The sequence below is a fragment of the Pelomonas parva genome (genome assembly GCF_043555835.1).
In the GTDB taxonomy this organism is placed as follows: Bacteria; Pseudomonadota; Gammaproteobacteria; order Burkholderiales; family Burkholderiaceae_C; genus Pelomonas; species Pelomonas parva.
Map to the genome: position 1 here is coordinate 1 of NZ_JBIGHV010000015.1, position 23,257 is coordinate 23,257.

A 23,257-nucleotide genomic window follows, 5' to 3' on the forward strand; every position below is an offset into this window, starting at 1 on the left:
CGACTCGCCTCCCCAAAACTCCCAGCAACTGCTATGGATTGAATATCTTCCTGGGAGTTCTGACCATCGGCACTCACCCCGAAAAGCTAGTGTTCATGCGGGTTGCAGGCGTTCTGCAGGGCCGACTCTGTAGCGCGTCACCGCCCGCCAGACGCTTCATCACCGGCGTCTCCAGCCGCGCGCGCAGGCACAGGTCTTCAGCGCTCAGGAACGGCGCTCCTGCCCGAGCTGCGACGATGCGCTGGGCGACGTCCTCGCGCATGCCGCTGATGAACTGCCACCGGAGCTACTGCTCTGCAAACCCTCATTGGGGCTGAAAACACCAGGCGTTCTTGAAGCGCTGGAAGCGTGGCTGGCTGCCACCTCCAAACTTTGAAGGCTGCCTCCGCCATCGAGCCGCATCAGGTTCCCGCAGCAGTCGCGTGAGCTTTAGCTCACAAACGCGCTATCCTGTGAGCCAACATTCACATGGAGAGCTACGATGCGCTTGATGGGTGAGTTGCAGGCAATCCGCAAGCTGGCGGGCGTTACCCAGAGCGCCTTGGCCGAGCGCTCAGGTCTTGCGCGAGAGACGGTCAGCAAGATGGAAACTGGCTCAGCCGACCCGCAGCTTTCCTCGGTATTCGAGTACTGCCGGGCGCTCGACCTAGAGTTGCTTGTGGTGCCAAAGAGCTTGCTGCCAGAGCTGAAAGGCTTCATCGCGTCGGGTGGCAAGTACTTTTCTCAGCCCCACGGAATTGATGCGCCTGAGTCGGTCGTGGACAAGCTCATGCAGCGCTGAGGCTACCGGGAGGTACCGCAATGGCGGTATCGATGCCTCCTCACAGCAAGGTTCAAGCGCGTACCGCCATCAAATCTGCGCCGGTGTCGAATGGAATGCGACTGCCAAATCGCGTCTTGGACAGACGAGACTTGGCCGCTTGCACACGCCGGCCGCCTATAGACTTCTTCGCAACGGACCCGGGATGCGGCTGTCGCCAGCCCGAAGCAACCAGGAGATGAACTGCATGACTGAAAAGACGCAAGCCCTCGAGGTATTTCAGGAACTTTATCTGCGCCATCCACAAGGCGCAGTTGCCGTGCGAGCCGCAGTTCTGGCCAACTTGGACAACGGGTGGAGTCACGAACCTGAGCGAGAGGAAAAGTCCGCGGCGCTGGGCAACGACGACATGCTTGCACTAGAGCGGGCCGCCACTCCCAACCTTCCAGGCGTGTCGCTTTGGATGTTCTCGGCAAAAGATGCCAGCTACAAGGTATCCAACATCGTGCCGTCGAAGAGTGGGGAGCTGGGTGTCGCCGGCTACAACGCTGCGCTACAACACTTCATTCAATCGGTGATTCAGCCAGCAAGCGAGAGCACTCCGTTGACATTCGAGGTCACTGGAGCTCTTCAATCGATTGAAGACTGGGCAGGGGATGCTTGCGCGAAGGCGCTGAAGACATTCTCGTCGCTGGCGAACAAGTCGACGGGGCGCACTCACCCGATGGACGAGAAGCGCTGGCTTCTCTTTCTGTTAGTGGCCCACCGAGAAAAATCGACGCTAGAGAGCGACCGGCTGGCGCGCTGGCTCATCGAGACAGAAAGCTGGCCGCTGGAAATTGCCTACGAGCTGGCATCGGAGTACGACCTCAGCCGTACTCTTCTCAAGCTTTACGACCAGACGCGCTGAGATGGCGCTCAGTCCCGCCGATTTGGCGAAAATCCTGGGCGCAGGGGCTCCGGTTCTCATGTTGGACACGTGCTCGCTTCTGGACATCGTGCGGGAGCCGATGCGTCATGATTGCAGGCTTGGCAATGTGAAGGCGGCGATGGCCATGTTGGCAGCTGCGGAAACTGGCTCCAGGCTGACCGTCTTGATTGCCGAGCAGGTCTCGCTCGAACTGAATGACAACCTGGCGGACGTCTTGCAAGTGGCTGGCAAAGCGATGCGCGAGTACATCACCCAAGCGAATCACATTGACCGTGTCGCGATGGAGTACGGAGCAGCTGGCGCTACCAGCACCACCCACCTCGTGGACCACGTCGCGAGGGCAACCGCCGTGTTAAGCCGCTGGGTCGCAGTTGGAATCTCCGTACCCGCAGGACCAGCGGTAGCGCAGAAGGCGATGGACCGAGTCAGGCACGGTGTTGCGCCAGCAAGAAGGGGCAAGGAGAACAGCAAAGACTGCTTCGTTATTGAGAGCTATCTCGAAACCGCGGCTCAGTTGAATGCCGCTGGCTTCGCAGGCCGCATGGTTTTTGGGTCGTCTAACACTAACGAGTATCTAGACCCTGTGTCCAGGCAGCCGCCTGCGCCACTCGACGCCCACCTGCTAGCGGAACGTGTTGTTTATGGGAGCACCCATGAACTCATGAAGAAAGCACTCGGACTCTGATGAAGCAGCGGCCTCTCCTTCCCCCTCGGCGACCCCTTTATGAGCATTACCTCTGGTGCTGCCGGAGTTGGGACCAACTACCTCACGAATCCGACGCGTGACATGAACGAAGCCGAGTTCGAGCGCCATGTCCAGACAGGCCTTCGCAACAAAGAGGTCTGGGAGCTCGTCCACAACTTCTGTTCCCATGCCACGGTCGTGAATCGCGGCGGAGTCGGTCTGATAGCGCAGATGACTGGACTTCCCCTTGGCATGCTTGGACTAAGTTGCGACCACGCACATGTTGGTGGAATGGCGGGCTGGTACCTTGAGGAGACGGCGGTCGATTTCTACGACCGGAATTGCAATCACTGTGACAAACGAGCTGCGTTGCGACTGCCCAACCTGCTTCAGCTAATCGACCAGCGCGACCGTGCCGTTGAAGCTCGACGAGCAGCCGACAAAGCGAATGCGGTAGCCGCAGAATCCGCTCACCAAGCACGTATAGCACGGCGTGCCTCATTGCGAATAGGGCAGAGCGCAGCAACATGCAGCTTGCTGGATGACATCGATGCCCTGGATGAGAGCCGGTCCAGCGATGCCAAGACAAAGGTTGTCGAGACAGCAAGACTCGCACCCGAGGTATTCACCACGCCCATCGTCGAGTACTTCTTTGAGTTGGCGACCTCCTCCGAGATGAACCTCCATGAGCAGGCGCTGCTTGTTCTTCGCAAGATAGGAGCAGACCGTGGTCGGGTCACCGAAGCTGCCTTGGAATGCTTAGCTAAGCATGTTGCTGTCGAGGTGGCCGCTGATATCGTGATGGCTAGCCCGTCCTCCGGCTCCGAAGAAGCGATGGAGAAGGCCGTGCGTGCACTGATTTCGCTCGCCCGGCTGCCGGAGTCGCAGTTACCGGTTTCAGTGCCTGCTCGCCGCCCCGGTCCATTGAGGGCTGTCTACAAGGCTAGGCCAGATACCGTTTGCCGCGTGATTCAGGCGCTGCTGGACTACAAGAGCTCCTACCCGATTCGCTTGGGTATCGCTGCGCTTGAGGTTCTCGGCGAAGACGATGTGAGCCTACTGCCGCGATTCGCCCGAGCAATCATTGCGAAGCTCACGCGCGCCAACTTGCTGATTGACGAGGACGAAGCCGACCGCGAGCTTCAGATGGTTTGTGGTGACATGAGCAAAGCAGTAGCCGCAGCACTCCTCTCTGACCCTGAAAATACGGACGCGCTCATCGCCGACTACTTTACGAGCGCCTCCAGTGAAGGTGAAGAGCGACTATCAGATGTCTACGAGCGCGTTTCTCGGCGGTCGATGCGCAGCAAGTACTTAGGGGGGACGCAGCTACAGCTGGACGAGAAGGTTAACGCCGTAGTACTCAAGCGACTGCTTTCGTGGGCAGGAAAGTCATCGAACGGTGAGGTGCTGTCCAACGTAGTTCAGGCGTTCAGGAACGAGCCGGAGGAGCTGGTGTCAGCTGCCAGGCAGAACATTGACGCTCCACTTGGAACCGCCGCAGTTCTTGACGACCGCATGGAAGCGTGCGACCGCGAAAAGAGCGGGAAGCCAGCCACAACCCTCCTTGAGCAGCTCGATGCAGACAACTTGATGCAGTCGCTTCGGCAGCTTCGCGACTCTTGCGCGGCAATTGCGGCCACCGCCGCAAAGGGGAACCTGGACCTGACGACCTCATACGTTGGGTTCCTCGCAAATGTGGACGAGCGGCGCGACGGCCTGAGCTCTACGCTTTTGAGGGCGACTCCACACCTAATAGACAGGCCCAGCACGCTGAATCTAGTTCTTCCGCATTTGTATTCGGCGATGGTCGGCACGTCAGTTCTGCGTCGCGCGGCCGCCGCGGAGGCTCTCGGAGACCTCGGAAAAGGTCTGCTCTCAGACCTTCCCAGCCTCGTTCTTGAAGCGTTCGTGCTTCTTCTCCATGACCGGTACGTTCTCGTTCACAAGAGAGCAGTCGAAGCACTTCCTAGCGTCGCGCTGCCTACAGAACTAGAGGGCAGCGCAGAGAGTGCCCTGCTGTCTCTGGTTCTGTACTACCAGGGAAAGAAAGATGAGCACAATTTCCTCCTGCGCTGCATGGCACTTTACCTGCGAAGATTCTCAACGCCGGCCAAGCTATCCAGAGGATACAGACGTGCGTTCATAAAGTTCCTGATGGGCGTGCCAGCAAGCTCGCATGTCGACGACTTTGCAAGGATGGCCAGCGACCTCTGCGCCGAGCCGATTTTTGTAGATTTGGTCGGTCGAGTCTTTGAAGACCGCAAGTTGAGCGAGTATGGCGAGGAGGACGCCTGTAGGCTTGTCAATTCCATCCCTGATTCAGTGGCGCTTGATAGAGCCGAGGACTTAGCGAGCTTCGTCCGACGTAATCCTCAGAGGCTCTCGGTTGCTGGTTCAGTCATCGAGCTTTTGACTCGGGTTGGCGCATGGAGCCAGGCCGTGAGCGCCATCGAGGCAACCTGGACTTTCATCCCGGACACGGCGCCTGAGCGACGCTTCAAGATGAACCGTCGGCTCCATGTTGTTGCCGTGCAGTTTGAGGCTGCAGTAGCTGCCGGTGACGTACCGCGACAGCAAGCTTTGAAAGCCGAGTGGATACAGATTGAGTCAGCCCTCGAGGAGGACAGGAAGCGATATGCAGAAAGACGTAGTGCTCTCCCAAGTTTTCTTCAGCCGGATTCAGGCAATTGACTCGCTGAGGTCAGTTTCCGCTGGGGAAGCGTGCGATGCGAACGGACTGCGAGAGATAAGCTCCGCGTTGGACGATGCCTCGCTGAAGTACGGGCGTGCGACGACCGCAACCGCATATGGCGCTCTGGCTGGGCTCCTTAGATTAGTGGCCAGCCTCGTCGAGTGGCGCAACGCGGTGCTTGATGCTACCGATGGAGCTGAGCGCTTCCTGCGAAGCGCCGTAGAACGATATCGCCTATGGCTAAAGGAGTACGGCGACAACGAAGCGGCAGCTGCTCTGGCAACGGCATCACGGTCGCTCCCCGGCATCGCCTCGTTGGATGATTTGGAAGCACTGTGCAAAGCTTTGGCGGGCGTGCCTCTGCCAGTAGGCTTCTTCTCTGATGGCTCTAGCAGACTGCCGAGGCCGGTGGAGAAAGAGGCCCCCCCGCCCCCACCCGCAGAGCTATCGGTGGCGTTCCTCAAGTTCCAGATAGATGGCGAAGCTGCAGCGAACATCCATCACCTTGCACCGCAGGTCCTTCACGACCTGGAGATTGAAGTCCGCGTTTCGCGCTGGCCCACGTTGGCTGAACGGCTACGACTTTCGCCGGTTTCCACTGAGCTGCGCAGCACATATGACCTCTCCGAGTTTGTCTTTGAGAGGCCCGTTGGCGAAGCGCCGTTTATCTTGATGCAGCGAGGGCGGGCCGTCCTGCAGCTCGCGCAAGGTTTGAGTACACGGCCGTACGAATTCAAGTACTCGGCCGCTTTCGAGCCCACAGTCGCGGAGCAGCCCGTATCGGTTGTGGGTCACCGCACGTTGCTTATCGAAGGATTGGACGTGAAGGTGAATCCAATCACCGGGTACGTCGCCGTGGACCAGAAGCTCCTGAAGATTCGGGATGATGTTCGACGTGCAGCTCTCGTGAATGCCCAAGAGCTGACGGACTTGTTGGAGATACTCACTGTCCTGGGCGGTCTTGCTGGGCGTGCAGTTCAAGATGCAGAGTTCGATGGGGTCTGGTCCGAAGCCAGGTTCCAGGATGAGGTGCGCAAGGAACTGCGACGGAATCCTCGGATTGGCGCCGACCTAGCCGAGCATCCGAAGGCTGCTGGTGGCATCACGGACTTGAACTTCCACGACATCGTCATCGAGCTGAAGTCCACCCCGTCCGGCTTGAAGAAGGTCAGTGACTGTCAGGGATACGTTGAGCAGACGGCCAGTTACGCCGTCGCCAAGGGCAAGCGCGTTGCCGTTCTGTGCGTGTTGGACTGCACTATGAAGACCACCGCGCCTTTGCCGGCAGCGGACGGAATCTCCATTCTTTTCTCAGCACCACCCGCAGAGATTGCTGTCATCACTATTCTTGTACAGGGAAACCTAACAAGGCCCAGCAAACTGTCGCGTTGAGTGCCTGCGGTCAGCAGCCGATGATGCCGAAATCCACGTAGGCGCTGTGTTCCACCGCTCCCCTGACTTCGCCGGGCTCTTTGAGGGCCTGCCGCTGCCAAGGCGCTGAGGTATCCAGCTCAGCGCCGTTCGGTTGCCAGGCAGCACTTCTTGTACTTCCTGCCACTCCCACAGGTGCATGGCGAATTGCGCCCCACCTTGAGTTTCCTCGCATCACTTGCAAACTTGTGCAGGGCAGTACGCCAGCCCTTGCCATCCCCCAGCCGCGAGGTCAACTCGTCCATGTCGTCGGACTTCTCCCAGGGTAACTCGTTGGCAATTGCGGCATGAATCTGGCCGTCGGCGCCGATGGACACACCGAACCAGCTGTTGGACCGCGTAGTGTACTTTCGCACCTCGCAGTGTGTCTGCAGCTGAGCTACCGCCTCGGCATCGTGCACTGCATTGAAGTGCAGTGTTACCCCAGCCTGCCCCTCGCCGAAATGGAAAGTGACGTCGTGACGTTTCCCATCTGCGCGCCCCCTCCTCACCAAGGCCTCGTACGCCTGATTAAACCCTCTAACTGAGTCTTCGCCCAAGGATAGGAGCAACAAGCAAAACTCAATAGCATGAGGTATCGCCTGCTCCTCAAGCTGCGCTACAACAGACTCGAAGTGAGTGCCCTTGAACTTCGTCAGCATTCCACGTGGTTCGCGCTCACCGGCGTGACTGTCGCGCCGAACAAGCATCGCTGCGTCCATGTCCGCCGTGAACGAGTCGTCCAAAAGCGCCAGATTGAAGTCACCTTGCGGCCCCATGTTCGTCCGCAGGTGAATGGCCAGCGACGTGTGTTCATGATTCACCAGAATCTTCTCGCCGATACCCACGCGCATCCGCAAGTAGTGCAAGAGTCGGAGCGGGCTGAACAGGAACTCAGTGAGCACATCAAGCAGAAAGACGTCCATCACAAGCGGCGGATGGATAACGTCGGTGCTCCGATGCTTCAGATACTGCCGAGCCTGATGGGCAAGAGCGGGGTAATGCTCCGCCACCAAGCTCAGCGTAAACACCTCCCTGATGGACGCGGGAGCGGCAATCTCACGTCCGCTGGCGTCCTCGAGACGGCAGCCCCCTGAAACCAAGAAACTTGCGCAGTCCCACCCTTGGTCACAGGCGTCCTGGATGGCTGCCCCGAAGTCCTTCTGTAGCTGGCCATCATTTCCTTTGCGTGCTTCAAGCGTCAGCTTCTTTGCCTTGGCCTGAACCACGATGACGCGGTCTCCGAACACGACCAGGACGTCGGCCTCTCCAACGACCTGCTTGCCTTTGAGGAAGTTCACATTGGTGTGGACGTTCCTCCGGCCAAAGACCAAAGCAAAGCGGCGAGCAGCGAAGTTCTCGGTGAACGCCCCACGGTGCGCGTTGGCCGTTGGCCTATAGGCCTTGTCGGCATGCATCCAGTAAAAGGGCGACTCGTAGACCGCCTCGTAGAACGCTCCGACATCGAACAGCAGCACGCTGCCGGTGCCTGTCGGAATCAGAGGCGTCGCGGAAACCTGGTTGAAGTCACCGACGTGCTGGAACCCCTCATTCCTGCCCAGCAAGGTGAAGGCCCGGAAGAATGCCTGAACGACATCCAGAGCCACCCCACTCTGATGGGAAACATCCTCGGCTCGGAACTCGAACATGGGCAGCCAACTGTCAGGCTGCCTACCCGAGTCCACTGCGGCGTTGAAGAGCTCCTGCCCCTTGGCGCTCGTCGCATCGCACATGCTCCGCGCGATTTCTCTCGCCTGATAGGCGGTGAAGCCTTTGTTGGCCACAAGCCAGTTGTCATCCGAACCGTACTTGTCCAGGAGCAGGTCTCGGTACTGGAAGGTATACGCACCCTCAGTAGCGTAGAAAATTGCCTCGCGCATCTGAGCACCGTCGGCAAACTCGTCGAGCGTTCCTTCCTCCACGGCCTTCGTCATCGCGGATGCGGCCGGCGCCCACATGGCCTCATGGAATTCCTTGAGCAGCGAATCGGTCTGAGACACGTATCTGGTCAGGTCCGCCGCCGTCGGAACCGTGAGGTCCAAAGCGCTACGGCACATCAGTCCGAGCACCGTCGTCACCTCAGTCCGCAGCAGGCGCTCGGGCTGGTGAAACTTCTGCATGTCGTCTGCCTTCAGCTCGTCCTGATAGACGATGAGGCTGTCACGCACACAGATGGCCGCTACCGCATGCACGTATCCCGGCGATGCGGTCAGCGCTAGCAACTCTGCGATGACCTCTTGCTCACTTCGAATCGCTCTTGGCTTCATGGGATGAAGGTTCTAGGCAGGCCCAGACTGCCGAAGGTGGTTCGAAGACGCCCGATAGCGCCCCGTGTGATTCGACCTGAGCGATGGAACGATACATCCACAGGCAGGCCCCGACTCGCCCAGGGCGTCCGCGTCAGCACTGCCGCAGCAGCACCTCAGACGTCGTGAGAAACCAGGGCTGGCTAACATCTAATTAGTGCGGCGCTAAGCGAAACTTGCGGTTGAACCAGGTCAGGAACGAGCACAGCTCCAGCACCACGATATCAAGAACCTTAGAGGGGATAGTGCATGACGACGCTCGACTTCGCCAGAATCAGAAGCGCTCCGAAGAGTCGCAACGACAGCTTTGAGGCGCTTGCGGTTCAACTTTTCCGGAGCAGTTGCTCAGCGCCCGAAGGTTCCACGTTTGTCAGCCTTCGTGGCGATGGCGGCGATGGCGGTGTCGAGGCCTACTTCCGCACGCCGGCGGGCGATGTGCTGGGCGTGCAGGCGAAGTACTTCTTCAAGCTGGACGCGGCTGAGCTCGACCAGATTGATGGCTCGCTTAAAACGGCCCTCGTCAACCATCCCACGTTGTCGAAGTACTGGGTTTACATCCCGTTCGACCTGACCGGCCGCACAGGAGGCGGGAAGCGCGGCGTCAGCCAGGCTGAGCGCTTCGAAGTGTGGAAGAAAGATGTCGAGACCCAAGCCAAAAAGCGCGGCGCGCCGCTGACCGTAACCCTGTGCACGGCAGCGGTCATCCGCACCCAACTGCTGGACCTCGACCCTCACGGCGGGCGACGGAGGTATTGGTTCGACGATTCCATCCTTACCGAAGCCCGCATCAAGCGGTCCATCGATGAGGCCGTGGCGTTCGCGGGGCCTAGATACACCGGCGCGTTGGACGTGGCCACCGATGCGCACGACGGGCTGGACTTCTTCGGGGGAACGGGCGACTTTGCGGCATGGCGCGAGGAATCGCTCCTGCCTGTCATGTCATCGATTCAGAGCCTGCGCGGCTGGGGTGATGACGCCCTGGACATCCTTGGCGAGAAGGACGCCGCGTCTGCCAGGGAGCTGATTAAGCGATTGCTCACGGCTGCTGGCGGAATCTCGGACGTCGCTACAGCGGCGGCAGCCGTTGCGGCGCTCAACGAAGCCCTGACAGAGCTGCTTCCGCTGTTTGCCAGGGCCCGTGAGGCCCAAGAGATGGCCTTCTACGATGAGCATGGTCGAGAAAGGGACACGCCATCCTTCCGCCAGTTCCATGCTGAATACATGTGCAATTTCCCGGCCGGCGATATGGACGCCGCACGAGACTGGGAAAGGGCTGCGCGTCGTCTCGAGTCAGTGCTGGCGTCCGGCGAGATTGGCGCAGCGCTGACGAACTCGCTGCTGCTGGTCGGGCCAGCCGGCATCGGGAAGACACACGCCATCGTCAGCGCCGCGATTCGCAGGCTGGCGGTGGGCGGCTTCTCGCTGGTGGTGTTCGGGGACGACTTCGGAAAAGCCGAGCCTTGGGAGGTCCTTCGCACGAAGCTGGGCTTTAGCGCAAGCGTCGACCAGGAGGCGCTGTTCGAGTGCTTGCAGGCCTGCGCCGACCACTCGGAACTTCCGTTTGTCATCTACATCGACGCGCTCAACGAAAGTCCGCGTGACGCGCGATGGAGGAAGAAGCTTCCGGAGCTCCTGGTTCAGTGCAAGCCGTATCCGGGCATCCGCGTGTGCGTGTCCACGCGCGACACGTACCGAGACTTGGTCGTCGACTCACGCTTTCCCGGCTTCGCCTTCGAGCATGCCGGCTTTGCCGGGCAGGAATTTGAGGCCGTCCAGGCGTTCGCCGCGCACTACGGCTTGGATGCTGAAATCACGCCGCTCTTTAGCCCCGAGCTGAGCAACCCGCTTTTTCTGCACCTCGCGTGCAGAACGCTGAAGGACGAGGGCCGCAACTCTCTGGACGTCTCGCTGCCCGGCTTCACGGCGTTGTTCGAGGGTCATCTCAAGCACTGCGACGGCCTGGTGCGCGAGCGCCTGGGCTACGCCAATCCACGTAACTTGGTTCGCGCCGCCATGCTGCGGTTGGCGGACACCCTTACGCAAAACCTCCCGCAGATGCGTACGTGGGAGGCGTGCACCGCTGCGTTGCAGGGCCTGACCGGCACCGACGTCTCGGCGGAAGACCTGCTGAAGGAGTTGGAGCACGAAGGGCTGCTCATCCTCTCGGGAGGCCAGGATGACTCTTGGCTCGTTCGGATGGGCTATCAGCGGTACGGTGACGTGCTCCGCGCGACCAGCCTGGTCGAAGGTGCCATGACCCCGTCTGGTTTTGACGTGGCCAAGCTGGCGCTTGCGCTGACGTCGGTGGACAAGGATGAGAAGGGTCTGCTTGAGGCACTTGCTGCCGTGCTGCCGGAGAAGACGGGAGTCGAAATCACGGCGAGCGAGTTGGGCCTAGACCCCGCGCTTGCGCACGAGCTTTTCATCAACGCGCTCACATGGCGTTCACGGGCCAGCGTGACGAGGGACGTCGAGGACCACGTGATGGCCGCGCTCTACACACCCGGCCTGTGGCTGCACGTCTACGAGGTGTTCTTCCGCTTGAGCCTGGTGCCCGACCATCGCATGAACGCGGCGCACTGGCTCCATCTGTTCTTGAACCGCACGGCGCTCGTGAATCGGGACGCCTACCTCTCGCATGCGGTCGCAACGTCGTTCGAGGACCACGGTGCGGTGTGGTCGCTCATCAACGCGACGTTGAAGGCGGACATCAAGAGGTGGCCGTCTGAGAGCCGCAGGCTTGCTGCGTTGACGCTTGCCTGGCTGGGTTCTGCATCGGACCGTCGCGTAAGGGACCAGTCATCGAAGGCACTCGCGCGAGTCATCGCGACCGAGCCGATGCTGGGAAGGGAGTTGGCCCGCGAGTTTGAGGATTGCGATGACGACTACATCTTGGAGTCCATCGCACTCGCCGTGTACAGCGCGTGCCTGCTGACGCCGGAGCGCAGCGCGGAGTTCGTGCCGGCCCTCGAGGGGCTTCTGATGACTACTTCCAGCACGCCGAATGTGTTGGTGCGGGACTCGATGCGATTGCTGGCCGAGCTGGTGGCAGATACCCCCATCCCGGCGGGTGTCGCCAAGCTGCTGAAAACCTACCCCGCGAAGGCAAAGGCCCCGACAAAGTGGCCGACGCTTGCGGATGCAAAACCGCTTTTGGACTTGGACAAGCTCCCGCTGAACATGAAGCTATGGGGTGAGTCGTTGGGTCCTGACTTCTGGCGCTACCAGGTGGAGTCGACAGTTGACGATTTCGAGCTCGAGAAGGCGGGCATCACTTACGAGAACATCGCCTGCTGGCTGATGGTAGAGACACTGCGGCTTGGCTACCCGGGCCATAAGCAGTGCGCGCTTGAGGCGGACGGCCACGTACAGGGCCGGTATGGGGGCGGTCGAGCTCGCGAGGGATACGGCGAACGTCTCGGGAAGAAGTACTACTGGATGCTGTTGCACCGTCTTGTGGGAGTCCTTGCCGACAACGTCGAACCCAAGCAAGACTCGTGGTCCGATTCGAAGCCAGGACCACAACATCTCTGGTCGGTCGACCTGCGCAAGGCCGACATCACCGACGTACGCGACATAGCGCCGGCTCGCGTGTACCCGGACCAGCTTCTGCAAGGACCGCAGTACCCCTTTCCGGACAAGGCCACCGCCGACATCAAGAAGTGGGTGCGGCACGATGATTTCACGCCGCATGGCGCCTGCATTGTTCGCACCTCCAACGACGGGGAGGAGTGGGTGGCTCTGTCCATCAGCGCGCGCGATAGCGACTCCCCTCCGAGTAGCGAGGAGTGGCGCAACTCGCACCTCGGTGTAGAGCTGCGCTACACGAGCATGCTTGTTGATGAAGGGGTGCCCATGTCCGCTCGAATCGGCGGCGACCGAGATGTGTTCGATGGCCGTGGAGCGAGCTGCTACCGAGGCTACTTCGGCGAGTACCCCAACGGCAAGGTTTTCGACCAGCTGATGGAGCACGGGAGCTTTAGCAAGGGGCAGCAGCAGATGCGCTTTACAGAGGTCTCGCTGATGCGCGGCGCCGAGTGGGAGTACGACTTCTCTTGGACGGGAAAGGAGCGTGCCGAGGGCATCCGCGTGCCGTGCCAGGATTTGGTGAGCCGCCTTGGGCTGCGATGGGACAGGCAGCGGGGCTGGGCCGACGCGCGGGGAAACTTGGTTGCCTTTGAGGCTGCCACAAAGAGGCGGGATGCGCTGTTCATCAGGCGGTCCAGTCTGAACCAGTACCTGCGGGACACCGGCCAGATGCTGGTTTATCGCCGGTTCGCGCGGCGAGGTCTGTTCGACATGCGCGGCCGCAGCGGGTCTGAGATAGACATGTTTTCCTGGATGAAGTACCGACCAGACGATGAGCCGGTCGTGTTCAAGACATCCGAGCGCCCATTCAACTGCTGAATTACGAAGTACCTGGAGCCATGAGTTGCACTTCACCTGTATTCTCATCGGGGCTTCTCGCTTGGGCCCCGAGTCGCATACCACTAGCGCACCTCTGATTCCTGCTATTTCCCCGCAAAGCGAGAGCATTGAGACTGCTCATTAGACACGGTTAGACAGATTTTTCTAATGAACGGTCGCACGAAGGCGCGCGGTTCGAACGAAAAACCGGTGCCGATGGAGCCAATCCCATTAAACAGGTTCTACCCCGCCCGAACATGCGAGCCATCGCATCAAGGCAGACAGCACGCCCGGCGTAGTCAGCCCTAAAGCAGATTCACACACCAAAAGCTCGTCCGGAGCCGGGTGACCGAACTCGTCGGGCTCATCGTCGAGAATTCGATACGAGGCAACGGCAGGATTCATCTGCAAGAACCACCTGATTGCCTCCCAACGAGGCCCCCTTGGGGCGATAGCAATCGGTTGGCCACCAAGGCAGCCTGCAAGCAGTTTTCGAATCTCGTCCGACGAATACTGATACCGCCAAGTCGAATGCACCACGACCAAAACGTCTGGGTACGCGGAAAGCGCATCGGCCAAAAGCGGCAGCCAGACCAGCATGGGCCCGGTGTCCTCCAAGCCGTTTCCCGCACGATGAAGGACGCCGTCGAAGTCCAGAAAGAGTGCACGCATCTCGTTGATGAATCCGCTATCGCTTAGTTCTCCCGCCATCACAAGTCGCGCCGTGGAACAGCCTTCGCTTCGAAAATGACGCTGCGCGCTGAAGCTAACACGCCACAGCGATTCTGAAAACTGCGTGACGCCAACCGCAGAGATTCTCTGACGCTCCTCGTGAGCTGCCGAGTGCCGCGACTGGAAGCAATCGTTTCCCTTAACGATTTAAGGGAAATGATTGTTGGCACGAACGCGCCTTTCGCTGGGACTTAGTTCGACCGGCGATGCGCGGTGCGGTCTCTAAGCTGTGGATGTTTTGCGCGTCGTGCGTTGTGATGACCCCGTTAGGCCGACGACGATGATGAGAAGTGGTCAGCAGACGTGGAAGCTGAGCCCTCGCGCTCGGGCAGATTCGCTCCGGTCTTGGTGCGCATCCCTCAGCCCGAATTTGGGCCGCCTACCCACCCCGCATCAACGCAACTTCCCCGACAACATGGCCGGTCAGCTTTGTCCCCGCGCTCCTGAGGTGGACAGGACTCTAGCGCCGGCTGTTCAGCGGCTCCCGAACGCCAGGCTAGACCAGGCAGCCAGTATTCGTTGAGAGATGGGGGATGCTCTGTCCCGGCCTCGCACTTGCTCACTTTGGCGAGCGCCTCTCCGGCGCCGGTGCGGCGAGTCACGTGCGATATCAGCGCCAGGTCATGCGCTTCGAAGAACGGCGGCGAGACTTCTTCGTTCCGCCGGTTGTGAGCCGCGAGGGGCTGAAGATGAGCGACCTTAAGCGTGCGCCCACGCTCGCCAAGCTCACGAAGCGGAGGCTTCAGCCGGTCCCGATGCCTGTCCACTGACCGCGGACTTTGCAACCCGTGGTTTCTTGAACTGTTTCGCGGAGGCTTTTTTCGCAACAGTTCTAGCGGGCGCGGCGTCCTTGGCGGCCTTCTTTGCGGCCGGAGTCTTCGCCGCGACTTGCTTTCGTGACGCCCTCTTCGAGGGCCGAGCCGATGGAGCAGCGGCGGTCTTCGCTTCAGTTGAAGCGGCCGACATACCGGGCTTGGTCGCCTTCTTGCCCTTCAACAGAAAGTCCTCCAAGGACGCGCCGGCCTCCAGTGCTTTGCGCAGCCAAGTCGGACGCTTTCCAAAACCACCCCAAGTTTGGCCCGTTCCGTCGCCGTACTTTGCTGCCCGAGCGACGCCGCTGGACTTTGCAGCCGCCTTCACCCGAAGGCCGCCACCGCGCTGCGCGGCGGGAACGCCAGCAGACGCTCCAAAAAGGTCTTCCGCTGTAAGTCCGTGAGAAGCAATCTCTTTGCGCAGCCTCTGGACGATGCCAGTCTTCAACTTCTCCGCTTGCTTTTGAAGAAGTTCAATTTGGTTGTGGATACGAGAAAGAGAGGCTGCCATCTGTGCGAACTCCGTCGAGGAAGTCCGCCCACTATATACAACGGATGACGGTGGCACTGAACCACCGGAGCGACAGGTATCTTGGGCACTGACCTCTCCAGCCGCCACGTGAAGCGAGGTCAACACAAGGCGCAGCCGTTCATCGGATGTTCAGACTGAAGGCGGCGCCTCGAACGCCTTTGCTCGCTCGCATGTCGCATCGGCTCCAAAGTGCACTTTCAACCTCCTCGGCAACGGCACAAATCCAATCGCGAACTGAGGCACAGCGGGTAGTGACTTGAACCGCTTGGAACCGCAGCGGAGGGGGTGGCCAGCGCAGAGCCATGCAAAGGGGTGCCGCCTCGCTGATATCGATGCACTCGGCGGCAACTGACCCCGCGTTGAGCAAGATGCTCTTGCGTCCGGTGCGGCCAGCGCCCTGCTGCTCGAGGCCTGCCAATGCGGACAGCGTGTGTCGGTGACGAAACAGCCATTTCTTGTCTCGCTTCAGACCAGGTTGCCCGCGTCTCCTCCAGGCTGGGGAGGTAGTAGGGATTGGAATCAACGCTTCCCGGGTCTGTCCCTCCCGCAGGACAGCCGCCGCGGACCATTCCTTCGCTAAAGCCTCGTTGCCACCAAGAATCTTGTAAATGCCCCTTACGCTATGACCCGTTTGGCTAGACACCTCGCGAACCGAGAGACCCGACAGCAGGAGGCTAGAGACTGAGGGCGGCACGATGACGCTGCATTGATGGTACGAACGCTCTGCCATCCAGTAATTGAGCATGGCCGCGCGGCTCCCGACCAGCGCCCTCCGGGTTTCTGTCGCCGGCATCTCGAACGCCCACGCCCCCCGGTCAAGAACGTCCCTCCACGCTGAGACCGAACCGAACAGCGCGCCGATGGTGATGGCATGCTGCAAGGGCGAGCGCACGCGAATCACGCCATCCGAGTAGATTGAGGAAAGCCACCCTGGGCGCCCAGTGCGTCGCTCGCTTTCGAGGGCCGCCAGACCGGACCACGCGGATTGAATGAGCGTCCAGAGCATCGCCTTGCGCACCCGTCCCCCACTTTCAACCAACCCGAGCTGCCGCAGTTGGTAAAGGTACGCGGCGGCCAGCGTTGCGTTGCCCAACGGCTGAAGGCGAGCTTGGTGTATGTCGGTCAGAAGCTCGGCAAGTCGACACGCCGCTTCAAGCCCAAGATTCCCTGCTTCAGAGTAGGCATCCGGGTTTGGAAATCCGAGGTATCTGTGCTTACCTAAACCCAAGTTTGACGCCGGCGGCGCGACCTGAAGGAGTCGGCCGTGCACATGGCACGCAGCCACGTGCGGAAGCGAGTGCCGGGCCAGCCAGTAAGGGGCCCCGTACTTGAGAACCTGGCTCTGGATGCAGTCCACACAGTGCGCGAGTTCTACGGGCTCCCCGCCGCCACGAACCAACCCCAACTTCATCCTTGCCCGGCGAGAGTCCTCCATCAAGAGGCTATTTCGCACACCAGGCCAGTCGTCCGGCTCCATGAACGGACGAAACAGGGGGGCAGAAGTGAACTGGTCTACAGCGTCGTCGACCAGGTAGTGCCCGACGGGCGGAAACTCGGCAAGCAGGTGCTGCCAGCGCCCAGGCAAAGACAGCGAGATAGTGCGATGCTGGTTGCCGAGCAAGGCAGCTATCAAGCTGGCCGGTGACTCTGCACCAGAGATGCGAAGCCAACGGCCGACCACGGAGACAAGTGCTTCGCCCTCGAACGGCTGAAGGGCCTGTGGGGCGTAGAACCGCACGCTGTGGTCAGGCCGAAGACGACAACTTGCCTTCCAGAATCCTGTCCGCCAGCAGCCCCTGTTTCTTGAAGGCGGGATACAGGTCTCCATCGCCGAACATCGCGCGCGTACGCTTCACCTCCCTCGCGATAGCGATGTCAGTGATATGCCCGCACGGGAACCCTTCAACCTCGAAGGTCCTGGACAACTCGGTCACCGTGGCGGCCGGGCTCCAAGTCTGTCCCTGCTTGACGCGCTCGGTGTCAATCTTCTGCTGACTGGCGCGCCATTCCTTCAAGGTTTCAGGACCGACAAGGTCATCGTAGTGTTGGGCCGCGTCGGGGTCGCGTCGACGAAGGATTTCCAGCGGCCGCTCCAGCAGCTTCAACTCGACCCGCTGGTAATAGCTCAGCACATCTCGCGTCAGATGCTTCAGGCCCCGAAAGGCCATCTCCGCCGCGCACCTTTGGACGAGGTTGGGTAGGAGCGCGTGGATACCTTGGTAGATGTCGTAAACACTGCTCCGCAGGAATGCCTCTTCCTTCCTGTCGGGTGGCATCGGAAGGAAGCCAAGGTAGTAGTTCTCCATGGCCTTGGTGATGGCATCGTTCTCCTCGTATCGAGAGAACTCGATGCATCCGAGACCCGAGAGACGGCGTGGGTCGCGCAGCGTGCCCTCGATGACCTTCCGAGCCGCGTAGGTCCCGATGCAGATGAGCGGCACCCTCAAGAAGTTCATCAGCGCGACAAAGAAGTTGAGCTGTATCTCGGTCTCGGCGTAACCGCGAGCTTTCAAATGCTGGAGCTCATCAAGCACGAGCACACCGACGCTGTGCGAGGACAGGATGAGGCAGACGTTAATGAGCAAGACGTCCGTCGAGGGATACCTGTTAAGCCACCTCGTATAGAAATCAGTACCCAGTTCAAGGTCCAGCGCAAGCAGGATTTCAAACAGAAGACCCTTGAGTGTTCCGGTCGGGGGGCATGAAACGTACAGGTACATAACCTGCAGAACATCCAACGTTCGCCCCCCGTAGGCGGTGTGCCGATACTTTGATGGCAGTCGGGCCAGACAGTACTGGACGCCGAAGGTTTTTCCTAGCCCGCTGGTGCCCATAACGAAGAGGCTGAGCGGCGTTCCGACGTTGAACGTCTGGACGCGTTCTTTGAGCGAAGCCGGGTCGGCGGTCGTCAGCAGATGGAACCTCTTGTTCTGCTCGACGCTGTTGAGCGGATTTCTGTCAATCAATCCCAGGAGGTGCAACTCAAGAACGCGGTCATTGGTTCTATGCAAGATTGGTGTGGGATACACCGCCACCGGCAACTGACGCATGCCAAGGGACGCAAGGATTGGATTGCCGCCCACCGCAACGCCGTTCTTCGGTGCAGTTGGCAACTGCACGGCAACTTCAGCGCTGAAGTTCGGGGCGTTGATGATGTGGCTTGAGATGCATTCGATAAATGGATTGCCATCACACTGCGGATGGCCAAGCGGCACATAGCTTTCCGGAGATGGAGGTTCCTTGTACTCCGGCAGGGTGATACCCTTCATAAGCAAGGACATTCGACTAGGAATTGTCATCGGCGCCTCCGGTTCCACTCTGTGCGGCGCGCTTGCGCAAGATTTCCTGAACCATGTCGACTTGGCGGTTCGCAATGTCAGCGTCGCTGGCTGGCGCTGGCGCAGCGGAAGTCGGCTCGACGTCAGGGTTAGGAACATCGTTCGGAAACCGCTGATGGGCTTCTCGTTTGGCGTTGCGCGCGATTTCTGCTTTTTTTGCAGCCAATGTTCGCTGCATGTCCTTTGTGACGTGGCCTTTCTTGGCCGCGTTTGAGGAAGCCTTTGCGCTCGCCCTGTCTGTGTGCTCTTCTTGGTGGGCAGCCTTATTGAGCTGCCGTAGCAGCTCCCGCTTTCGTGCAGCTGGCATAGAGTCCATATGCTCCTGCGCCTCGGCGGCTGTCATGTTCCCTACAATGTCCGCCTGCTTGGCGTGAAGCTGGCACCTGACACGCTCACCCTTGCCACGAACCCAATCCACGAAGAGGTTCGTGCCACGATGTTGCGCAATCTTGACCCGCGGTGTTTGGCCCTTTGCCCTGCGCTTCAGAAGCCCGTCAGCGACGAGGAGTTCGTGGAAGTAGTACCGACCGTCCACGCAGATGCCCTCGCCAGCATGAACCGAGCACATTCTCGTAGGCAAGCAAACCCTGGCCACGAACTCTTTGTCCGGAACAGGCTTTACCAACTCCGGATTGCTTTCAATCTGCCATCTGAAGAGCTCACGCCTATTAGCAGGCCTTTCTCCAACAGGAAATCCTTTCGGAATCTTGATTGCGGGTAGCTCAATTGAATTGAGGTCATCGATTTCTTCGATGACAAAGGCCTCAAGAGCCCGTACGCTCTTGTCCGCTCTACCCCTGGCCCTGTCCAGAATCTTTCCTACTGACCCCTTGGGGAAGGCGGCCGGGAGAAGCTTCACCCTACCTTTCACCTTGCCGATGCCGCCTTCAACGGCACCCTTGTCCCGCCCCTGCCCCAGTTCGGCGAGCATGACTTCCATGCCGAGGTTCACCAAGATTGCCTCATTCAACTGAGGGGAAGTGAGCTCTTGGTTGTCGACCCAAAGGCTCCTTCCTGGCCTTGAGCAGACCCACGATTCGGCAATCCTTGCGAGACCGTACTCCTTGCAGATGTCAACCATGCCTCCATAGGCGCGATAAAGGATTTCGGCAAATAGTTGATTCGAAGGGGCTTCTAGGCTGACAAGGCACGCTGCGATGTACCAGGTCTCGGCATCGATGAAAAGGTACATCGTTGGATTCTTGAATCGAACGGCTGCATCCAGTTCGGAAACCGCGAACACCTGAAGTTTCGTGGAGTCAACTTCAGACTCTTGGGTTGCGTATGAGACGCGCTTGTACCGGCTGTGGGCAAGGCCGGCGGTGTCGTTGGTGGCCTGACGCGTTCTGAAGGCTTTTCGCAGGTATCCAACCTGCCCAAACGATGGCAGTGGCAACGAGGGGACAGCACCGGCGGCGGCGGCTCGAATGCGTAGCCAGAATTTGGTCGCGTTGAGCTGAACTTCCGGGCCCTTTAACTTCGTCTCGATAATCTCGCGAAGTCGATTTCTCTGTTCAACGGTGAAGGGCTGTGCGGCCATCACGTCGAAGTCAGGTCCGTCTCCTTGCTTTGGTCCGCATACCACTACCCCAAAGAAGCTGCGACCGCTCGGCGACTTTCCGCAGTTAGCAAAGGAGCCCGCTAAGGCGACCCTCGTGCGTCCGTTCGTGAACCATCGCCACACCGATGTCGCGACGTACTGCTCCGACTTTCCACATACGTCTGCGTACCAAGCAACGATGCGCTTGAAATCATCTGGGTAGGCCAGCAGCTCTCCCTGTTGGCGGTGCTCTCCTGCTTCCAGGTCAAGGAGCGGCATCATGTGCTTGACTCGGTCCGCCCAATCCTTCTTTGCGCCAGGCCCCATCTCTTCTTCTGTCAAGCGCGCTGGGCTGTGCTCCTCAATGCCTAATTCCAGGTTCAATATCAACTGAGTAAGCCCTTGAATCTGAAGCCACTTGGGCCTCGCCGCCCTGCTACCCATTGCGATGGCGGCGACACGGCCCGACCCACGCGGAGGAAGAAGGAGGTGGTCTTCTTTGACGTACCGTCTTTCGCCCGCTGGCTTTATGGGACGGAGCACGTGGAAAGCCGGCAGCTGAAGTCGCCAATCCTTCACTGGCGACTCGCTTCAATCGAAGTTGACGGCATTGCAAATGTCGCCGGTTATTCGCCGTGAAAGGTCACATTTGATGGACCCATCCCAGACAAGAAGCTTGAGAAGCTCGAGCCCCTGTCCAGAGTCAATTTTGAGCTTCTTGCTGATTGTTCTCACGACGTGCATGAGAGGTGGAGACCAGTCCGCCTCTGCAGCCTCGCGATAGAACTCGGCGATAAGCTTCTTCGTTGGCCCCTTCCGGGTCTGAGGCAAGTGGGCGGGACAGAGCCAACGAAGCGATATGAGCTCGTTGGTCGCCACCTCCACATCGGTGACAACCAGAAATGGGACGTCGAAGAGAGACCAGTACGTATGTTCGACGAACAACGAGGTGCAGTCCCTCGGCTTCTTTAGTACGTGCCTCAGCTTGAATGTGAGCGCAACGTACTTCGGGGGCACCTTACGCGTGACTAGGAGGTCCGTCGTGAATGGCAAGAACGCAGTTCCGTCATTGCCACCCAAGTGTGGAACGCCCATTTCGTCGCATATCTTTAGGGTCAGGACGGTGGACAAAGGGAAGTTTTCTCGTGTATCGATGGTGTTCGGGTCACGTATTGCCCCAAGGAATATGCCTTGTTCGCCGTCAGAGAGATGACTCCTCAACTCACGTCCTGTGAGAGGACACACTTTCTTGCCGGAGTGCGACATGGTCAGCGTCTTCTCCGCCGTTAGCCAGGGCTGGTAGTCTTTTCCCTCTCCACTTCCACGACCTGCTTTGAGCCACTTGTGGAGCAACTCCACAGTGACCGGCGGTGGCTTAATTCCCCTTATCGACATTGCAAGACTCCGTCAACATTGCATGACTTTTAGCGTTCGGAATGGCTAAGCCGAAGTGGTGTTCTGTCGCAGCTCGGACGGACATGTCGAACCGACTCCTCGCATTCGCCCCGCGCGTGTCAGTCTGGCAGTCGTCAGGGTCACTTCGCAGCAAATTCCGTAGCTTTGAACGGCGGCGACGATAAGCGGTAATGCACACTTAATGCAACATTAGCAGGCAGTTCATATCTCATTCACTGTTTGTTTGCGGACCAACACCAGGTCTGCTTTATCCGTTAATGCGTTGAACTTATCCAGCTTAGGAAGTACGCTAACTTCGTCAAATCTCGAGTTAGACAATGACTACCATTCTTCGGTTGCCCAGTGGCTTCACTCCGGCTGACGACGAGCTTTTCTTCAGTCTTTGCAATCGCGTAATGCCTAGAACCGGGATGCCGAGCAGCCACGGTTTCTCACTGCGCATCAGCGGACAGGAATGGGGCACCTACATGCTCGCCCGCCGGGCGCCGCAGGGCCTAAGTGCAATGGCAGATTTGCTCAGCTGCAGCAGTCTTGAGTTGCTCACCAAGCACACCTTGATTCCATACTTTGAGTCCGCAAGTCCTGTGGGACTATCTGAGCAACAAGTTCAATTGCTCTGCAGTCACGACCACCCCAATTCAAGGTACCGAACGGCTAGTTGGAAGCGACAGCCGCTACAGCATTGTGTGGAGTGCGTTAATGAAGACCTCGAACTCATTGGCGAGCCGGTCTGGAGGCGGTCGCATCAACTTCCAGGTGTCCTCGTCTGCGTTAAACATCGAGCCTGGCTGGTTCACCAATGCTCTGTTTGCCAGTGGGCTTCGTCAGAACGGAAGCTTCGATATCCACCAACAGCGTGTCCGGCTGGGCATGCCTTCGTCGCTCGTAAGCCGCTCGAATCACTCGACCTTTCGGTAGAGTTGAAGTTCGCGCGATGGAGCTCGGAGCTTCTTAGCTATCCGATTGGCGCACGCACACTCACCTTGCGAACGACGTTGCGGACCCTCGCCAGGCGCAGGGGGCTCGGTGCGTGGTACCGCGATGTGGACAGACCAGACTCCCTTGCGGAGGCCTACACCTCGGGACTTCGGGATGCTGTTCTGTTGAACGCTCGGACTTTGGTCGAACGTGTATCGAATCCGGTTTTCCGACACTTGCTCACCCCTGCGCTCTCTTCGCAGCATTGCCATCGCCCTCATCCCGCCGAAATGATGCTGTGTGTTAAAGCATTGGTTGGCACCAAGGTATCAGTGCCCGTGGCACTGCTGTCTGCAGAACCGGCGGACCCGAGCAGTTGGAGCGCGCGTTATCACAGGAGCCGCCGCATGGACCCAGCGGAGCGTGAGAAGCTGCTGGTGTCTTTCGTGGAAGAGCGTGCGCACCTACAACAAGCGTCTTCGACCAACGCGATGGATGAGGCGCTTGGGAAGGAACTCGGCCTTAGCAGGTCAGGGTTCGGTCTGTGGCGGCGACAACTTTGTAAAGTGGCCCAGGCATTGCGTAAAGCGCGGCCGGACTTGTATTAAAGCCGGCACACCCATGTACGCGAATCCAACGCCAACGGGAAATAAAGATGACGGCGACAGTCCTAAAGCGTTGATTCACAAGAAGAATCTAGAAAATCGAATGTCCGGCGCCGATGTCGACTTTATTTCTTCCGGTCAGGCTCAATGCCGCGTGCATCTTCGGGAGG

General features: G+C 59.4%; 15 protein-coding genes and 1 pseudogene. 8 read left to right on the forward strand and 8 right to left on the reverse strand.

Annotated features, from left to right (window positions below):
* Positions 1-73: 73 nt before the first annotated feature.
* A complete protein-coding gene (locus ACG00Y_RS27635) occupies positions 74-262 on the reverse strand; it encodes a helix-hairpin-helix domain-containing protein (protein WP_394484675.1) in 189 nt (62 codons plus the stop codon).
* A 219-nt stretch (positions 263-481) separates the two neighbouring features.
* Here ACG00Y_RS27635 and ACG00Y_RS27640 point away from each other — a divergent pair, with 219 nt between their 5' ends.
* The 5 genes from ACG00Y_RS27640 to ACG00Y_RS27660 all read left to right on the forward strand — a co-directional run bounded on the left by ACG00Y_RS27640 (position 482) and on the right by ACG00Y_RS27660 (position 6,463).
* Positions 482-781 (forward strand): helix-turn-helix transcriptional regulator, encoded by a 300-nt coding sequence (locus tag ACG00Y_RS27640; RefSeq protein WP_394484677.1) that lies wholly within the window; start codon positions 482-484, stop codon positions 779-781.
* A gap of 226 nt (positions 782-1,007) precedes the next feature.
* Entirely contained in the window at positions 1,008-1,670 is a 663-nt protein-coding gene (locus tag ACG00Y_RS27645) for a hypothetical protein (protein ID WP_394484678.1), read from the forward strand.
* Position 1,671: 1 nt separating this feature from the next.
* Complete coding sequence (locus ACG00Y_RS27650; protein ID WP_394484680.1) at positions 1,672-2,376, forward strand: PIN domain-containing protein; 705 nt, start codon at positions 1,672-1,674, stop codon at positions 2,374-2,376.
* Between the two features lie 102 nt (positions 2,377-2,478).
* Positions 2,479-5,070, forward strand: a complete 2,592-nt coding sequence (locus tag ACG00Y_RS27655) for a hypothetical protein (RefSeq protein ID WP_394484682.1) — start codon at positions 2,479-2,481, stop codon at positions 5,068-5,070.
* Positions 5,071-5,215: 145 nt separating this feature from the next.
* Complete coding sequence (locus tag ACG00Y_RS27660) at positions 5,216-6,463, forward strand: hypothetical protein (protein WP_394484684.1); 1,248 nt, start codon at positions 5,216-5,218, stop codon at positions 6,461-6,463.
* Between the two features lie 119 nt (positions 6,464-6,582).
* On the opposite strand, the gene ACG00Y_RS27665 is transcribed toward ACG00Y_RS27660, so the two are convergent.
* Positions 6,583-8,748, reverse strand: a complete 2,166-nt coding sequence (locus tag ACG00Y_RS27665; RefSeq protein ID WP_394484686.1) for an SEC-C metal-binding domain-containing protein — start codon at positions 8,746-8,748, stop codon at positions 6,583-6,585.
* Between the two features lie 288 nt (positions 8,749-9,036).
* Here ACG00Y_RS27665 and ACG00Y_RS27670 point away from each other — a divergent pair, with 288 nt between their 5' ends.
* Positions 9,037-13,194: an NACHT domain-containing protein gene (locus ACG00Y_RS27670; RefSeq protein ID WP_394484688.1), complete on the forward strand. Its 4,158-nt coding sequence runs from the start codon at positions 9,037-9,039 to the stop codon at positions 13,192-13,194.
* A gap of 231 nt (positions 13,195-13,425) precedes the next feature.
* On the opposite strand, the gene ACG00Y_RS27675 is transcribed toward ACG00Y_RS27670, so the two are convergent.
* Positions 13,426-13,866 carry an HAD domain-containing protein gene (locus ACG00Y_RS27675; protein WP_394484690.1) on the reverse strand — a complete coding sequence of 147 codons (441 nt, stop codon included), beginning with the start codon at positions 13,864-13,866 and terminating at the stop codon, positions 13,426-13,428.
* 575 nt (positions 13,867-14,441) lie between these two features.
* On the opposite strand from ACG00Y_RS27675, the pseudogene ACG00Y_RS27680 reads away from it, so the two are divergent.
* Positions 14,442-14,696, forward strand: a pseudogene (locus ACG00Y_RS27680) (DUF3526 domain-containing protein); the annotation flags it as partial.
* Here the strand turns inward: ACG00Y_RS27680 and ACG00Y_RS27685 are convergent.
* From ACG00Y_RS27685 to ACG00Y_RS27705, 5 genes are all read right to left on the reverse strand, one after another.
* Complete coding sequence (locus ACG00Y_RS27685) at positions 14,653-15,249, reverse strand: H-NS histone family protein (RefSeq protein WP_394484692.1); 597 nt, start codon at positions 15,247-15,249, stop codon at positions 14,653-14,655. The pseudogene ACG00Y_RS27680 and the gene ACG00Y_RS27685 overlap by 44 nt on opposite strands.
* A 139-nt stretch (positions 15,250-15,388) precedes the next feature.
* Entirely contained in the window at positions 15,389-17,008 is a 1,620-nt protein-coding gene (locus tag ACG00Y_RS27690) for a TniQ family protein (protein WP_394484694.1), read from the reverse strand.
* A 7-nt stretch (positions 17,009-17,015) separates the two neighbouring features.
* Complete coding sequence (locus ACG00Y_RS27695) at positions 17,016-18,539, reverse strand: ATP-binding protein (RefSeq protein ID WP_394484696.1); 1,524 nt, start codon at positions 18,537-18,539, stop codon at positions 17,016-17,018.
* A 16-nt stretch (positions 18,540-18,555) separates the two neighbouring features.
* Complete coding sequence (locus tag ACG00Y_RS27700; protein ID WP_394484698.1) at positions 18,556-20,538, reverse strand: hypothetical protein; 1,983 nt, start codon at positions 20,536-20,538, stop codon at positions 18,556-18,558.
* Between the two features lie 201 nt (positions 20,539-20,739).
* Positions 20,740-21,543: a TnsA endonuclease N-terminal domain-containing protein gene (locus ACG00Y_RS27705; protein ID WP_394484700.1), complete on the reverse strand. Its 804-nt coding sequence runs from the start codon at positions 21,541-21,543 to the stop codon at positions 20,740-20,742.
* Between the two features lie 338 nt (positions 21,544-21,881).
* On the opposite strand from ACG00Y_RS27705, the gene ACG00Y_RS27710 reads away from it, so the two are divergent.
* Positions 21,882-23,090 carry a TniQ family protein gene (locus tag ACG00Y_RS27710; RefSeq protein ID WP_394484702.1) on the forward strand — a complete coding sequence of 403 codons (1,209 nt, stop codon included), beginning with the start codon at positions 21,882-21,884 and terminating at the stop codon, positions 23,088-23,090.
* The last annotated feature ends 167 nt before the right edge of the window (positions 23,091-23,257 follow it).

What these genes read in the sequence shown, in the direction of transcription:
- ACG00Y_RS27670 (WP_394484688.1), top strand. Translation starts at nt 9,037, where the DNA reads ATGACGACGCTCGACTTCGCCAGAATCAGAAGCGCTCCGAAGAGTCGC.
- ACG00Y_RS27705 (WP_394484700.1), bottom strand. Translation starts at nt 21,543, where the DNA reads ATGTCGATAAGGGGAATTAAGCCACCGCCGGTCACTGTGGAGTTGCTC.
- ACG00Y_RS27695 (WP_394484696.1), bottom strand. Translation starts at nt 18,539, where the DNA reads ATGAAGGGTATCACCCTGCCGGAGTACAAGGAACCTCCATCTCCGGAA.
- ACG00Y_RS27640 (WP_394484677.1), top strand. Translation starts at nt 482, where the DNA reads ATGCGCTTGATGGGTGAGTTGCAGGCAATCCGCAAGCTGGCGGGCGTT.
- ACG00Y_RS27675 (WP_394484690.1), bottom strand. Translation starts at nt 13,866, where the DNA reads ATGCGTGCACTCTTTCTGGACTTCGACGGCGTCCTTCATCGTGCGGGA.
- ACG00Y_RS27665 (WP_394484686.1), bottom strand. Translation starts at nt 8,748, where the DNA reads ATGAAGCCAAGAGCGATTCGAAGTGAGCAAGAGGTCATCGCAGAGTTG.
- ACG00Y_RS27710 (WP_394484702.1), top strand. Translation starts at nt 21,882, where the DNA reads ATGACTACCATTCTTCGGTTGCCCAGTGGCTTCACTCCGGCTGACGAC.
- ACG00Y_RS27635 (WP_394484675.1), bottom strand. Translation starts at nt 262, where the DNA reads ATGCGCGAGGACGTCGCCCAGCGCATCGTCGCAGCTCGGGCAGGAGCG.
- ACG00Y_RS27650 (WP_394484680.1), top strand. Translation starts at nt 1,672, where the DNA reads ATGGCGCTCAGTCCCGCCGATTTGGCGAAAATCCTGGGCGCAGGGGCT.
- ACG00Y_RS27655 (WP_394484682.1), top strand. Translation starts at nt 2,479, where the DNA reads ATGAACGAAGCCGAGTTCGAGCGCCATGTCCAGACAGGCCTTCGCAAC.
- ACG00Y_RS27685 (WP_394484692.1), bottom strand. Translation starts at nt 15,249, where the DNA reads ATGGCAGCCTCTCTTTCTCGTATCCACAACCAAATTGAACTTCTTCAA.
- ACG00Y_RS27645 (WP_394484678.1), top strand. Translation starts at nt 1,008, where the DNA reads ATGACTGAAAAGACGCAAGCCCTCGAGGTATTTCAGGAACTTTATCTG.